Source organism: Pedobacter sp. GW456-11-11-14-TSB4 (assembly GCF_059424425.1).
In genome coordinates this window covers 608,435-624,440 of sequence record NZ_JBWKZK010000001.1, presented here as the reverse complement: position 1 = coordinate 624,440, position 16,006 = coordinate 608,435, and the positions used below count along the sequence as shown (strand labels likewise).

The 16,006-nt window shown below is 35.7% G+C and carries 11 protein-coding genes; 4 read left to right on the top strand and 7 right to left on the bottom strand.

The features are described 5' to 3' along the window. The first annotated feature begins 200 nt into the window (after window positions 1-200). From AC07XU_RS02875 to AC07XU_RS02860, 4 genes are all read left to right on the top strand, one after another. On the top strand, window positions 201-2,984 hold the full coding sequence (locus tag AC07XU_RS02875) for an outer membrane beta-barrel protein (RefSeq protein WP_494942110.1): 2,784 nt from the start codon (window positions 201-203) through the stop codon (window positions 2,982-2,984). 124 nt (window positions 2,985-3,108) lie between these two features. Continuing rightward, a complete protein-coding gene (locus AC07XU_RS02870) occupies window positions 3,109-3,324 on the top strand; it encodes a FeoA family protein (RefSeq protein ID WP_494942109.1) in 216 nt (71 codons plus the stop codon). Window positions 3,325-3,337: 13 nt separating this feature from the next. Then, on the top strand, window positions 3,338-5,440 hold the full coding sequence (feoB, locus tag AC07XU_RS02865) for a ferrous iron transport protein B (protein WP_494942988.1): 2,103 nt from the start codon (window positions 3,338-3,340) through the stop codon (window positions 5,438-5,440). Between the two features lie 373 nt (window positions 5,441-5,813). Then, entirely contained in the window at window positions 5,814-6,425 is a 612-nt protein-coding gene (locus tag AC07XU_RS02860; RefSeq protein WP_494942108.1) for a SprT-like domain-containing protein, read from the top strand. On the opposite strand, the gene AC07XU_RS02855 is transcribed toward AC07XU_RS02860, so the two are convergent. From AC07XU_RS02855 to accC, 7 genes are all read right to left on the bottom strand, one after another. Next, entirely contained in the window at window positions 6,377-7,192 is an 816-nt protein-coding gene (locus AC07XU_RS02855) for a hypothetical protein (protein WP_494942107.1), read from the bottom strand. The two genes, AC07XU_RS02860 and AC07XU_RS02855, sit on opposite strands and share 49 nt — an antisense overlap. 56 nt (window positions 7,193-7,248) lie before the next feature. Further along, window positions 7,249-9,225 carry an alpha-ketoacid dehydrogenase subunit alpha/beta gene (locus tag AC07XU_RS02850; RefSeq protein ID WP_494942106.1) on the bottom strand — a complete coding sequence of 659 codons (1,977 nt, stop codon included), beginning with the start codon at window positions 9,223-9,225 and terminating at the stop codon, window positions 7,249-7,251. Window positions 9,226-9,291: 66 nt separating this feature from the next. Continuing rightward, complete coding sequence (locus tag AC07XU_RS02845; RefSeq protein WP_494942105.1) at window positions 9,292-10,680, bottom strand: LutB/LldF family L-lactate oxidation iron-sulfur protein; 1,389 nt, start codon at window positions 10,678-10,680, stop codon at window positions 9,292-9,294. Window positions 10,681-11,202: 522 nt separating this feature from the next. Next, window positions 11,203-12,831: a M28 family peptidase gene (locus AC07XU_RS02840; protein ID WP_494942104.1), complete on the bottom strand. Its 1,629-nt coding sequence runs from the start codon at window positions 12,829-12,831 to the stop codon at window positions 11,203-11,205. Between the two features lie 123 nt (window positions 12,832-12,954). After that, complete coding sequence (rpiB, locus tag AC07XU_RS02835; protein WP_494942103.1) at window positions 12,955-13,395, bottom strand: ribose 5-phosphate isomerase B; 441 nt, start codon at window positions 13,393-13,395, stop codon at window positions 12,955-12,957. A gap of 58 nt (window positions 13,396-13,453) precedes the next feature. After that, on the bottom strand, window positions 13,454-14,338 hold the full coding sequence (gene tatC / locus AC07XU_RS02830; protein ID WP_494942102.1) for a twin-arginine translocase subunit TatC: 885 nt from the start codon (window positions 14,336-14,338) through the stop codon (window positions 13,454-13,456). Between the two features lie 247 nt (window positions 14,339-14,585). Further along, window positions 14,586-15,926: an acetyl-CoA carboxylase biotin carboxylase subunit gene (gene accC / locus AC07XU_RS02825; RefSeq protein ID WP_494942101.1), complete on the bottom strand. Its 1,341-nt coding sequence runs from the start codon at window positions 15,924-15,926 to the stop codon at window positions 14,586-14,588. Window positions 15,927-16,006: the final 80 nt, after the last annotated feature.

Below are 16,006 nucleotides of genomic sequence, written 5' to 3'. Positions count from 1 at the left end.
AATGCCAAAATCACGATTTAAAGCGTATTAAACCCAGTTTATTCATCCCAATTTTTTTTAACGCTCAATCTCAAATCCTACTCTGTAACGATAAAGTTAGTTGTATTTAAAATGTTACCCATTTTTTATCACGTGCTAACAAACTTTTGTGGCAAACCGTAGTCTGATAGGGTAACTTTACAAAATTATAAACAATACAAATGAAGACTTTTTTACAAAAAACAATAATTTTTGCTTTGCTATTTATAAGCTATTATGCCAATGCCCAAACAGGTGGTTCGGCAACTGGTAAAGTTTTAAATGGCAAAGATAAAACACCGGTTGACTATGCATCTGTTGCAGTAAAGCGATTATCAGATTCGGTAACAGTTGGTGGCACAAACTCCAATGCAAACGGAACTTTTACAGTTACCGGTTTAGCTCCGGGCAAATACAAATTGTATATTGCTTATATAGGCTTAAAAACAATTAATAAAGATTTTGAGATAACTGCTGCCAAGCCAAGCGTGGCTTTTGGTGATTTGGTAATGGAAAACACTGGTGTGCAATTGAACACAGTGGTTGTACAAGGTGAAATTCCTCCAGTAGTGGTTAAGAAGGATACTTTAGAGTTTGATGCCAAAACCATTAAGGTAAAAGAAAACTCTGTGGTAGAAGATCTATTGAAAAAAGTACCAGGTGTTGAGGTTTCAAAAGATGGTACAGTAACTACACAAGGTGAAACCATTAAAAGAGTAAGGGTAGATGGTAAAGACTTTATGGGTACTGATCCATTGTTAGCAACTAGAAACTTGCCTGCTGATATGGTTGATAAAATTCAGATTATTGATGACATGTCAGATCAATCGAAATTTTCTGGTGTAGATGATGGAAATCGTGAAAAAATCATCAACATTGTAACCAAAAATGGCGTAAAAAACAAAGGTTTTGTAGGTAATAATACTGTAGGCTACGGAACTGATGATAGATATGATGTAAATTTAAGTATAACTAGATTTAATGAAAATCAACAGATTTCATTACTTGGACAGTTTAACAACGTAAACAAACAAAACTTTGGTGGTGGTGTTGGTGGCGGTGGTGGCCGTGGACAAAATTTTGGAGGTGGTAATGGTCAGCAAGCTGGTATTACTACAACAAATGCGGCAGGTATTAACTTTGCTGATACTTATAAAAATGGCACTCAGTTTAATGGTAGTTATTTCTTTAATAAAACTTCATTATTTAATACCAACAGCTCATTTTCACAAACATTTTTAGGAAATAATACCAACTCTAACAGAAGTGATTTAGAAAGTACAACTGAGCGTTTAAATCATCGTTTAAATTTCACTTTAGATACTAAAATCGACTCTACAACATCTATTAGAATACAGCCAAATATATCATATACTGATAATGACGCTGTGAGTATGAATAATTACAACAGAATTTCCCTAATTGGTAATGCAGTTGGTTCGCAAAGTTTCAATAGTAATTCTAAATCTCCATCTCTAAGCAACACTATGTTGATTAGAAAGAAGTTTCAACGTAGAGGTCGTACTTTATCATTAAATGTAAATACAAACTATAATGATAATGATGCAGAAAATTTCAATATTAACCCAGAAACTTTAACTTCGCCAACTAATGCAGTTTCACAGAGAAACTTAAATCAGTTAATCGATAACACATCTACTTCTTTTGGTAATACTGCAAGGTTGGTTTTTACAGAGCCGCTTTCTAAAACATTAAACTTAGAGTTAAATTATCAAAATGGATTTAATTTTGATAACCAAAGTAGATTTGTTTATGATTTTAACAATACTACTCAGCAATATGATGTAGTAAATGTTGATTTCAGTAATGAATTTGAGAACAAAACATTTACGAATGCTTTAGGTTTCAGTTTTAGTAAGAACGAGAAAAAATACAATTGGAACGTAGGTGTTGCAGCACAACAGACACACCGTGAAAACGCCAACCTAACAACTGATAATGTTTTTACTCAAAACTTTATCAATTTAACTCCTTCGGCAAATTTTAGATATACCTTTAGTACAACTAAAAGGTTAAATATAAGATATGATGGTCGTACAAACCAACCAAACATAAGCCAAATACAACCGATACCTGATAATACCAATACACAAACTGTATTTTTGGGTAATCCAAGTTTAAAGCCATCATTCTCTAACAACCTGAGAATTTTTTATAACGATTTTGATTTCAAAAGTTATAGACAATTGTTTTTAGGTGCTTTTATTACTCAAACATTTAATGCATTTGCTAATAGTCAGAGCTTAATAACAGATCAAACTGACCCTAACTTTGGTAAAATTGCCAATAGCTTTATAAACGTTGATGGTAATATTAATGCCATTGCATTTGGAACGCTAGGTTTGCCAATAATAAAAGGTAATAAGCTAACACTTAATATAGATGGACGTGCAAGTTATAACAGAGCTACAAACATAACCACAAACTTAGAGAACATTACCAACGAGTATGTTTTTACTAACGGTTATAGATTAGTATCTAATTTAGATAAATTAGATATGGTTGCTGGTATTTCTGGTACGATGACGAGAGCAACTTATACTATAGGTAACAATACTAAATTCTACAGACTTTCTCCAAACGTTGATATTAGTTACTTGTTCCCTGGTAATATCCGTTTACAAACAGACATTAGCTACATTAAACAAACTGGTGGTGGCGTAGGTTACGATACAGATTTTACTTTAGTTAATGGTTATATCAGTCGCCAATTCTTTAAAAATAGAGGTACTTTTAAGGTTGCTGTTAACGATATGTTTAATCAGAATACTGGAATTTCAAGAAGTGCTGGTAGCAACTCAATTACAGATTCAAATTTCAACGTATTAAAACGTTATTACATGTTTTCTTTCACTTACTCACTTAGCAAAATAGCTGGTTTAAGTGGTACTCCTGGTCAACAAGGAGGCCCAGGTAGAGGAATGAGAATGGGTGGAATGATGTAATCATAAAATCAATATTTTATATAAAGTCGTTAATCAAAAGTTAGCGACTTTTTTTATGAGATATTGCGCTCTTGTTATTTGGATTTAATATAAATAAAGGCTAAATTGCGCCATATTTAAGTATATGAAACTTTCGCAGTTAAACCCAGGAGAACAAGGTACAATCGTTGCTTTTACAGATTTAGAAATGTCTGTAAAACTAATGGAAATGGGCTGTTTACCCGGTGAAGTTGTAGAGGTAGAGCGCTTAGCTCCACTTGGCGATCCAATTGCCATCCGCGTTGCGGGATATCAACTTTGTTTACGTAAAAGCGAAGCATCTGTGATCATAATTCAGTAATACCTTGGCCGATATTAAAGTTGCATTAGTTGGTAATCCTAATACCGGAAAATCTACCTTATTTAATCTCTTAACAGGATTAAATCAAAAAGTTGGAAACTTTCCTGGTATCACTGTTGATAAAAAAGTTGGCTATTGTAAACTTGCTGATGGCAAAACTGCCGAAATAATTGATCTTCCTGGTACCTATAGCTTGTACCCCAAAAGTAAAGATGAGGGTATTGTATTTCAGGTATTGGCCGATAAAAATAATCCAAGCTATCCTGATGTAATTGTGCTAGTTGCTGATGCTACTAACTTAAGGCGTAATCTGTTACTTTGCTCGCAAGTTGCAGATTTAGGTTTACCGATGTTGCTGGTGCTAAATATGACAGATATGGCTCGTAAAGAGGGGATCCATATCAACGTAAATATGCTAGCAAAGCGTTTGGGCATTCAGGTTGTGGCCATGTCGGCACGCAAAAATGATGGTCTAGATACTTTAAAAAAAGCGCTTGCAAATACCACAACAATCAGCACGCAAATTAATGGAGTTGATGCTAATTTGTTTGCTCCAGAGGCAATAACTGCTGTTAAACAGAAAATCAATATCGATAATAATTATTATGCCTTGCAGGTTTTACATCAGCATGAGCATTTAACTTTTTTCACACCTCAGCAACAACAAGAAATAGAGGCTATTGAAAAAGAATTTAATTTCGAATCATCTAAATTACAAGGAGCAGAAACAGTTGCCCGTTACCGATATTTAAGCACAGTTTTAACAGATATTATTTTTGATACCGGTGCTGAGCGCAAGTTTAAAAACACCGATAAATTAGATCAGATTTTAACCCATAAAGTTTGGGGTTTTGCTATATTTTTACTCATCCTCTTTGTTATTTTCAATGCAATTTTCTCTTGGGCATCTTTCCCTATGGATATTATTGAGGGTACATTTGGCTGGTTAACAACAGTTGGTCATGAGCGTTTACCCGAGGGTTTGCTCACCGATTTGTTATTAGACGGAGTTGTTGCTGGTTTAGGCGGAATTGTTATTTTCGTTCCTCAAATTGCAATTTTATTTGCTTTCATCTCTATCTTAGAAGATACTGGTTATATGGCTAGGGTTACTTTTATGATGGATAAAATGATGAGCAAAGTAGGCTTAAGCGGTAAATCTGTTGTACCCATGATTGGCGGTTTGGCCTGTGCAGTTCCTTCCATAATGGCTGCTCGTAATATCGAAAGTTGGAAAGACAGAATGATTACCATTATGGTTACACCATTGGTAAGTTGCTCTGCAAGGCTGCCAGTTTATATCCTCATCATATCTATCATTGTTCCTTCAGAAAAAGTGCTTGGTGTTATCAATAAACAAGCCATAGCATTAATGTTTATGTATTTGGTAGGTATCGCAGCTGCTGTTGTAGTTGCATGGCTGATGAAATTTCTGATCAAAGCGAAGGAAAAATCTTACTTTATAATGGAACTGCCTGTTTACCGTATGCCTCGATGGAAGAATGTTGCTTTAACGGTTTACGAAAAATCTAAAACTTTCATTTTTGAAGCTGGTAAGGTAATTATAGCCATTTCAATTGTACTTTGGGTTATGGCATCATTTGGTCCAGGAGATCGATTTGAAAGAATTGAACAAAAATATGCGGCACAATTGGCTGATACCACTAAAAATACTGATCATATCAACTCTTTAATTAGTAGTGAGAAACTCGAAAACTCTTACGTAGGTATATTAGGGCATGCTATTGAGCCTGCAATTAGGCCTTTGGGTTATGATTGGAAGATAGGTATTGCGCTCATCACATCATTTGCTGCTAGAGAAGCTTTTGTGGGCACAATGGCTACAATATACAGTGTAGATGGAGGAGATGAAGACACAGGAACTATAAGAGAAAGAATGATCGCATCCAAGAATAGTATCACAGGCTTACCAATTTATACATTCGCCACAGGGATATCCTTAATGTTGTTTTATGCTTTTGCCATGCAATGCATGAGTACGGTTGCGGTGGTATATCGCGAAACTAAATCATGGAAATGGCCAATGATTCAACTGGTTTATATGACGGCTCTGGCGTACTTAGCAGCGTTACTGGCTTACCAATTTTTAAAGTAATTGTGTTTCCTTATTGCTAAAATTTGTCATCCCGATTTCAGATTTATCTTATAATCGATTTTAGTATTTATAGTTTATTTGGGCGTGTCCCAAGCTGCGCAAGGGTCAGGCTATTCGCTACAATCTTTTTGGCTAGGCTGCGCCTTTAACTCCAAAAAGTATTTTCGCTACTATCCTTCACGCTAGCAAAATGCAATTCCCCTCCTTCTAAGGGGTGCCTGAAAGGCGGGGTGGTTCTGTAAGTATAAAAAAAGGGCTAATCATTAAAACATTATTTTTCCTATCTATCTCTTGCTGTCTCACCTGCCGAAACCTTGAAGACTTCTAAATATCCATTTTATAAAAAATCTTAATAAAATCCTTAAATTGCACTGTGAACAAAATTGAAGTTTTAGCACAATATTTACCAGAACAAGCGGCTCCAATTATTGCCAAATGGATTGATTATTTTCAGTGTGAATTTAAAATTTCAAAAAATAGAACCACAAAACTAGGCGATTATCGACATCCATTTAAAGGCAATGGACATAAGATTTCTGTAAACAACGATTTAAATCAATATGCTTTTTTGGTAACTACTGTACATGAGTTTGCACACTTGCTAACTTACAACGATCATAAGAATAAAGTAAAACCTCACGGCATAGAGTGGAAGAATAATTTTAAGCGAATGATGAAGCCATTTTTCGAGCTTAACATCTTTCCTACCGATATTCATCATACCATTACCAATTACTTAGATAATCCAGCGGCATCAAGTTGTACCGATTTAACCTTAGCAAGAGCGCTAAAAAAGTACGACACTAATGTATCAACTACCCGTATAGAAGAAATTCCGGTCAACGCAGTTTTTGCACTAAAGGATGGCAGAAAGTTTAAAAAAGGGGAGCGTGTAAGAAAGCGTTATAGATGTTTATGTTTGGATAATGGAAATATCTATTTATTTAATCCCTTGGCAGAAGTGTTATTGGCCACTGGTACATAAACTGCTTCTCTGTCAATTACCTTCCACTTAAGGTCTAGTTTTTCGTCTTTAAAATCGATTGGGCTGTTTAATAAACTATCTACCAATTGATCTTTTTGTTGTACTAAAATACTCGCAGTGTAACTGTTTTGCACTTTACTCTTTAAAATGATATACCTGCTATCTGGGTAGGTGGTTATATTTTCGAAAACCATATCAAACCTATCTTTCCCTTCTAAAACTTCATTTAAAGTTTTTACAGTTTCTAGATAAGTTTTATCATTTTTTGCGCTTAAACTTAATGGAACATCTACATAGGGTAGGGCTTCAATCGCATCTTCGGCAGATGCTGTTCTGTTTTCTGTTTTAAAAACCGTATTGCTTCTTAAAAAGGTTCTGCTGTTCTTTATTATTTTTCCTTCATTGTTAGATAGTTCATTTCTTACTTTCTCTAAAACCAAACTATCATTCCTAAAATAATAGGATTTTAATGTATTACTTGCGCCACCGTTGTAGGCATGCTCGGTAATTAAAACAGTGTTGCCATTTTCTGTAAATTTTTCTACATAAAATGATAAATCACCAAGCATATAAACCAAGCTAGTTGTTTTAGCAAGTTTTGATTGTTTCTGATCTATTTGATTGCTGTAATCGATAATAGATTTTGCGGTTAAATCTGTTGCAAATTCATCGCTTAACGCCGCTTCCGGATGATCAGATTTAAACTGTTTGCATCCAATAATTGTACTAAAACAAGCGATTAAGATTAAAATAGTGTACAATTTCATAACGCATCCATAAATTAGGTATCTTATTTACAGATGGACTATTATCGTGCCAAGGGTTAGTACGCTAATATCTTCTCCACCACTTTTCCCAATTTGCTTTTGGCTAAAAAACTATCTTCTAAAACTTTGCTCATTGGTATGGCGGTATCTAAACTAGCGCAACGTAATACAGGAGCATCTAAATATTCAAAACAATGTTCAGCTATCCAAGCAGAAATTTCTGCGCCAAAACCACTACTAACAGTATCTTCATGCAAAATAATTACTCGTCCAGTTGCTTTAACTGCTTTGGCAACAGTTTCTTTATCCCAAGGTTGTAAACTTACCAAATCTACCAACGTAGCACTAGTTTCATCATGCTGTTTTAAGTACTCTAAAGCCCAGTGAACCCCTAAACCATAAGTGATGATAGTTAATTGTTCTCCTTGTCTTAGCACATTTGCTTTGCCAATTTCTACAGTGTAATAGCCATCAGGTACCAAGCCGCTCAAACTTCGGTACAGGTATTTATGCTCAAAATAAATTACCGGATTAGGGTCTTCAATAGCAGCTATTAATAAACCTTTTGCATCATAAGGGAAAGCAGGATAAACAACTTTTAAACCTGGTGTTTTGGTAAACCAAGCTTCATTACTTTGCGAGTGAAACGGACCAGCTCCAGTACCTGCACCTGTAGGCATACGAACAACTACATCAGCCTTTTCGCCCCAACGGTAATGGGTTTTGGCTAAATTGTTTACAATTTGGTTAAATCCACAAGTTACAAAATCAGCAAACTGCATTTCTACAACAGCCTTGTAACCATTAATAGATAAGCCTAAACCTGTACCCACAATTGCAGATTCGCAAATAGGGGTATTGCGAACTCTTGCCTTACCAAATTCATTTACAAAACCATCTGTTATTTTAAAAGCGCCACCATATTCTGCAATATCCTGGCCCATGATCACCAAGTTATCATGCTTTTGCATTCCTTCTCTTAAACCAGCCGTTATGGCATCTAAGTAACGCAGTTCGGTTTTAGTCTCTACAGGTGCTGCAATTTCTTGTTGGTAAGGATAAAACATATCCTCCAACTCTGTCGCATCATTCGCCGTAGGTTCTGGTTCGTTAAAAGCAAGTTCCACATCCGCTTCAATTTCGGCTTTAAATTTGCTTTTAATGCTTGCAATTGCATCCTCATCCAATACTTTTTCGCCTAGCAAATAATTCTCAAAATTCTGAACTGGATCTTTCTTCACCCATTCATCAAACAGTTGTTGAGGAACATATTTAGTGCCCGAAGCTTCTTCGTGACCACGCATTCTAAAAGTTAAACACTCCACCAAAACTGGTCTAGGATTTTGGCGAATGCTTTCGGCCAATTCGCTTAGCTTATCATAAACAGTTAAAATATTATTTCCATCTAACTGTACACCTTCAATACCATAACCTAATGCTCTATCTACTAAATTCTTGCATTTATATTGTTCGTTTGTTGGGGTTGATAAGCCATAACCATTATTCTCTATTAAAAAGATTACTGGCAAATTCCATACTGCAGCCACATTAATTGCTTCATGAAAATCGCCTTCGCTTGTGGCACCTTCGCCTGTAAAAACTAAAGTTGCATTCTTTTTTTTGGCAATCAAATCGGCTAAAGCAATCCCATCGGCCAATGCCATTTGTGGCCCCAAATGAGAAATCATTCCAATAATTTTATAATCTTGCGTACCGAAGTGAAAAGAGCGGTCGCGACCTTTGGTAAAACCCGTTACTTTGCCTTGCCATTGAGCCATTAATTTGGTTAAAGGAATATTTCTGCTGGTAAAAACGCCCAAATTTCTATGCATTGGTAAAATGTATTCGTCGCTTTGCATAGCCAAAGTACTACCAACTGCTATGGCTTCTTGTCCAATACCCGAAAACCATTTGCCAATTCTGCCTTGGCGCAATAAAATAAGCATTTTTTCCTCTACCATGCGTGGGTAAAGTAACGATTTGTATAATGCTAAAAGTTGTGCATCATCTTTACCTTTTCTGTCAAATTGCATATTTGGTTTTGTTTGGTACGTTTATTTTTCTAAAGTAACACTCCAAACGCTACTCTGCAAACTTATTTAAGCTTCTGGGTTTTTCTGCTTTTCTTCCCATTGCTTAGCGAAAGATTTTTGAGCAATTTCTGGCATGTCACGATATTTACCCCAGCTCTTTTTAAAGAATGTTTTAAGGAAGAAATTTTTCATCTTGCCGCCAACCATATCCATCATTGAGCGTTTTTTCATTCCCTTTTTCCATAAACTCCATCCAATTTCCTCCACTTTGGTGTTTTCATGAGTTGCTGCCGCATCTCTTCTGTTTAATAGTAGCATTTTATGGATGTCTATTTTAACCGGACAAACTTCAGAACATTTTCCGCATAGGCTAGATGCATAGCTTAAATGTTTAAATTCTTTCATCCCTTTAAAATGAGGCGTAATGATAGAGCCAATTGGCCCGCTATAAGTTGTATCGTAAGTATGGCCGCCAATATTTTTGTAAACCGGACAAGCATTTAAACAAGCTCCACAACGAATGCAATATAACGCTTGGCGTTGTTCCTTTTGCGCTAACAGGTTAGTTCTGCCATTATCTAAAAGGATCACATACATTTCTTCTGGCCCATCAGTTTCGTTGGTCTGTCTTGGTCCGCTTAACAAGGTATTGTAAACAGTTAAATTTTGTCCTGTACCATGACTAGCCAATAGCGGCCAATACAAATCCAAATCGGCAATAGAAGGAATAACTTTCTCTATACCAACAATGGCAATATGTATTTTAGGAAACGTAGTACACAAACGGGCATTACCTTCGTTTTCTGTTAAGGCTATGCTTCCAGTATCTGCAACCAAAAAGTTGCCTCCTGAGATACCAATATCAGCACTTAAATATTTTTCTCTAAGTAATTCTCTAGCTTTCTGAGTTAATTGTTCTGGTGTTGCATCAATTGGGGTTCCAAATCTTTCGTTAAATAATTTGGCAATTTCTACCTTGCTAAGGTGCATTGCAGGCGTAACAATGTGATATGGTTTTTGCCCTAATAATTGAACAATGTATTCGCCCAAATCACTTTCTAATGATTCGATATTGTTCTGCTCCAAAAACTCATTTAAATGAATTTCTTCGGTAGTCATCGATTTTGATTTGATAACCGATTTGCCGCCATTTTTTTGAATAATGTTTAAGATTTCTTTTTGTGCTTCTTCAACATCATTTGCCCAAATCACTTTTCCGCCTCTTTTTTGAAAATTAGATTCGAATTCTGGCAAAAACTTATCTAAATTTTCCATCACACGCCATTTAATAACGTGTGCTTTTTTCTTCGAAGCCTCCAAATTTTCAAATTTTGATAAGCCACGCTCAACAGCAACATTATATTTTCCGATGTTATGGTTTATGGTTTTGCGGTGAGGTAAATCGAAAGCTTTTTCATCAGCTTTTATCAAAAAATCTTCGGCGGTAGTGCTCATGCTCAAATATACGAGCCTAAGCCCGAAAGACCAAAGACTAAGCTAAGAAAGGACGTTAGCACAACAAAATTTTAGTAAAACAATGGCAGCAGCGTTTGGCAAATGTAGTCCCGTTGTTCGCTAAATCCCCCGATGGAGCTTGTGAAATAGGGAAGAATACTATAAAAAGGATAGCAAGAAGGTAAAAATCGGGGGTATATCGCTACCACCGGGTTTATAAAACAAAGCTGCTACACAAATTGCAAAACTGTTAAGCAAAATGCATTTACACCCAATATTGTGTGGTAAGCACAGCCTTATTTTAGCTAGCCCCGGGTAAAGTGGTACCCTGCAGTAAATGGCGTAGCCATTTGCGAAGCGTACAAACGAAACACGGGACTTTCCTTAAATAAGACACACAGGATTTGCGCTTCAAAAACTAAAAATAAAAACCCGATAGCTTTTATTGCCATCGGGTTTTATTATGCACCAATCTTGATACTCGATAATTGAGTCTTGATACTCGATACTTGAATCTTGATACTATTTAGTTTTCGGCGTACCATCTTCATTTTTATTTACAACAGGGCGGTTAGCTCCATTAGCTAATTCCCAAGCTGTAAAGTATACCAATTGAGCTCTTTTAGCCAACATTGGGAAATCAATTTTGCTAACTTCATCTCCTGGTTGGTGGTAATCTTTGTGTACACCATTAAAATAAAAAATTACAGGAATACCAAATTTAGCGAAATTGTAGTGGTCTGAACGATAGTAAAAACGATTTGGATCAGTACGGTTGTTATATTTTTCATCTAAAACGATATTTACATAATCTTCATTTGCTTTTTTGCCAATGCGATCTAAATCGTCACTTAGCATATTAGAGCCAATAATGTAAACAAAGTTATTATCACCAGGGCGAGCATCATCGCCACGGCCAATCATATCGATATTTAAGTTTGTAATGGTGTTTTCGATTGGGAAAACTGGATTTTCTGAATACCACTCAGAACCTAATAGACCTTTTTCTTCACCACAAACTGTCATGAAAAGAATGCTCCGTTTTGGTCCTTTACCTGCTTTTTTCGCATTTGAAAAAGCTTCTGCCAATAACAAAACGCCAGTAGTTCCAGAACCATCATCATCAGCTCCGTTGTTTACTTTGTCTGTTGCGTTTGGATCTTTAACTAAACCAATATGATCATAGTGACCAGTAACAACTAATACTTCATTTTTAAGTGCAGGGTCAGAACCTTCTAAAAATCCTAATACGTTTTCTGCTCTTAAAATAGTTTCTTTACTTTTTGCAGCAAATGAAACTGGCACATTAATTACTTGAGTTGCTGGTTTAACGCTTTCAGTAATTTTCTTTTTAATATCATCTAAATTTGTGTTAGCAGCTGCTAAAATTTGATTAGCTACAGCCGTACCCACAGTAATTTGTGGTAGAATAGCTGGTGCAGCAGTTTCTTCTTTCTTTTTTAAATATTCAGAACCCCCGCCCAAATAAGCCTTCATCTGTGCATTTAAATTATCAACACTTGGGTTAATGATAATTACTCCAGCAGCTTTGTTATCTGTTAAGTATTTAATTTTTGCTTGTAAGCTACCAACACTAGAAGGTGCTCTACGACCACCTTGAGCAGGTGCTGCAGGTGCCTTAGATGATGGATCGCCCGATGAAAAGATCATTACAACTTTACCAGCAACATTTTGACCAGCATATTCGTTGAAATCATCTTTATTAATACCAAAACCAGCGAATATGATTGACTTAGCGTCAATTTTAAATCCTTTGTTGCTTACAACATTAGGCATTACATAAAAATCTTTAAGATTTTCTTTTGCCTGTCCGTTAACTTTTAGCGCAACACTTTCTAAGCTTTTTGATGCAAAGCCAACATTTTGAAAATATGGGTCTTTACCACCTTTTACTGGGCCGGTTAAACCGAAAGATTGGAACTGTTTTTTAATGTAATCTGCAGCCATCCAAGCACCTTTTTTACCAGTCTCTCTACCTTCATATTCATCGGACGCCAAAATAGACAAATGGCTGTAACCACGGTCTTTGGTAATTGTTTCGCTAAATTTTACGGCATCAGGATTTTTCTGTGCCGATGCACCAACACTTAGCAGCATGGCTAAGCCAGTGTATAGAAATGTTTTTTTCATTAGTTTTATCAGTTGTTTGTTAGTTAGTTAGTTAGTTAAGCCAATTTAAAATATTACAACGGCTTTAAATAATTATTAGTTCATATGATGCGAATATAAATACACGCATTTGGTTTAATATGCTTAGCAAGACATTTTATTAACTCTGTTTTGGTGTCGCCCACCCTCAAATTGTGTAGTTAAAAAAGTAGTTACCATTTCTTTAGCCAGCTCAGTAGATACAAACCTTGCAGGGATACAGATCACATTTGCATTGTTGTGCTGTCTAGCTAAGGCAGCTATTTCATTCTCCCAGCAGATAGCTGCTCTTATTCCTTGATGTTTATTGGCAGTAATTGCAACTCCATTCGCACTGCCACAAACTAAAACACCAAAATCAAACTCGTTTTTTTCAACTCCATTTGCAACAGGGTGGGCAAAATCTGGGTAATCAACAGAGTCTGCTGAATGTGTGCCGAAATCTTTCACTTCGTAGTTAGCCAAAAATGATTTTAACATTTCTTTATAATCAAAACCAGCATGATCTGAGCCAATGGCGATCTTTAATTTATTATCAGAAGACATTTTCAAATTTATGTAGAATAAAGGAGCTTACGCGTAAATTTTTTGTTGCTATAAATCACTAACTCTTATACAACATTGTTTCTGCTTTTAATTTTTTCTTTTGAATATTAGCTGAAATCATGATACTCAATTCGTAAAGTAAGAAAAGTGGAAATGCAACGATAAGCATCGTATAAGGATCTGCAGTAGGAGTTACCACAGAAGCTACGATTAAAATAAGTACAATTGCATATCTTCTGCTTTTTCTCATAAATTGAGGCGTCATGATCCCCAATTTACTAAGGATAAAAATTACAACTGGCAGCTGGAAAATAATTCCTGAGCCTAATGCCAACGTTAAAATCAAAGATAGGTATGAGTCGATAGTGATCGTATTTGCAATTGTTGGATCAACCGTAAAAGTTAATAGGAAGTTAATAGATAGAGGCGCAATAATGTAATAACCGAACAAAACACCAGTAAAGAATAACATCGATGCAAAAAATACAAATCCACTAGCCGATTTTTTTTCTGTATCTAATAACGCTGGCTTGATAAAAAGCCAAATCTCAAAAAGCAAATAGGGCACCCCTAAAATTAAACCCGCTGTAATACAAGAATTCATCTGTAAGGTGAACTGACCAGCCATTTCGGTATTGATTAACTTAGCATCAATTACCTGAATACAAAATTCTTTAGGAATTAATGAAGGTAGCGCATCAACCAGTTTACACATCATTCTGTAAGTCCAGAAATCAGTTTTTTTAGGACCCATAATAATGTTGCCCCAAATAAAATCTGTGAAATAGAATGCGCCAATAATAAAAACAGTTACAACAGCTAAAGTTCTTAATAAGTGCTTGCGTAATACGTCTAAGTGATCAAAAAAAGACATTTCTGCCTCTAAGCTTTTCCCTTTTTTCTTTATCGAATCGATTAGATCCTTTGCCTTGTTATCGCTCATTGAAAATATTTGTAAACAAAAATACCATTCTATTTGAATTAGAATGGTATTTACGGTTAAAATCTAATAAAAGATTATTTTTTATCAATATTTGTTACTTATCTTCTCAATTATAACCTATTTCTTTTTTCTAATTTAAAGAAATACTTAATCAATCTATAGGTTAAAAAAATTATACCAACTAATAAAATAAACATTAGTGATTGAGTGAGAACTAGACCAAATTCTGGTATAAGTAATTCCATAATTATTCAGAGAATTCGAAAGTTTCCATAAATTTTGTAGTAAAATTACCTGCTCTAAAATTCGGATCTTTCATTAGTTTTAAGTGAAATGGAATAGTTGTTTTAACACCTTCAATTACAAATTCACTTAATGCACGCTCCATGGTACAAATAGCTTCTTCACGAGTTTGAGCCACGCAAATTAACTTTGCAATCATCGAATCATAGTTAGATGGAATTTGATAACCTGCGTAAACATGTGTATCTACACGAACTCCATGTCCGCCTGGTGAGTGGAAATTAGTAATCTTTCCTGGAGATGGTCTGAAGTTATTAAATGGATCTTCGGCATTAATACGGCATTCAATTGCATGCATGTTTGGCACATAATTATTTCCTGAAATCGGGATGCCTGCAGCAACTTTAATCTGCTCTTTAATTAAATCAAAGTTAATTACCTCTTCTGTTACCGGATGCTCTACTTGAATACGGGTATTCATTTCCATAAAGTAGAAATTACGGTGTTTATCAACCAAAAATTCTACCGTTCCAGCTCCTTCGTAGTTCACAGCTAATGCACCTTTAATGGCTGCTTCACCCATTTTTTCACGCAACTCTGGTGTCATAAACGGTGATGGAGCTTCCTCAACCAATTTTTGGTGACGACGCTGTATCGAACAATCTCTTTCAGATAAGTGACAAGCTTTACCAAATTGATCACCAATAACTTGGATTTCAATATGGCGAGGATCTTCAATATATTTTTCTAAGTATAGGCCATCGTTACCAAAAGCAGCACCAGATTCTTGGCGGGCGCTATCCCAAGCATTTTCAAACTCTTCATCTTTCCAAACGATACGCATACCACGGCCGCCACCACCAGCGGTAGCTTTTAAAATTACTGGATAGCCCATTCCATTTGCAATTTCTATTCCTTCCTTAACGCTAGTTAATAAGCCTTCAGAACCTGGAATAGTTGGTACACCAGCAATTTTCATCGTAGCTTTGGCTGATGATTTATCGCCCATGCCATTAATTTGCTCTGGTGTTGCACCAATAAATTTAATCCCATAATCACGGCATACAGAAGAAAATTTAGCATTTTCTGATAAGAAACCGTAACCTGGATGGATGGCATCTGCATTTGTTAATTCTGCAGCAGATATGATATTTGGAATACTTAAGTAAGAATCTTTACTTGGTGGCGGACCTATACAAACAGCCTCATCGGCAAAACGTACATGTAAACTCTCCCTGTCTGCAGTTGAGTAAACAGCTACCGTTTTTATGCCCATTTCCTTACAGGTACGTATAATACGCAAAGCGATTTCGCCCCTGTTGGCAATTAATATTTTTTTAAACATAATATATAGTTGTCGTCATCCTGAATTTATTTCAGGATCATTTACAAAAAGGATGCTGAAACAAGTTCAGCATGACGGGT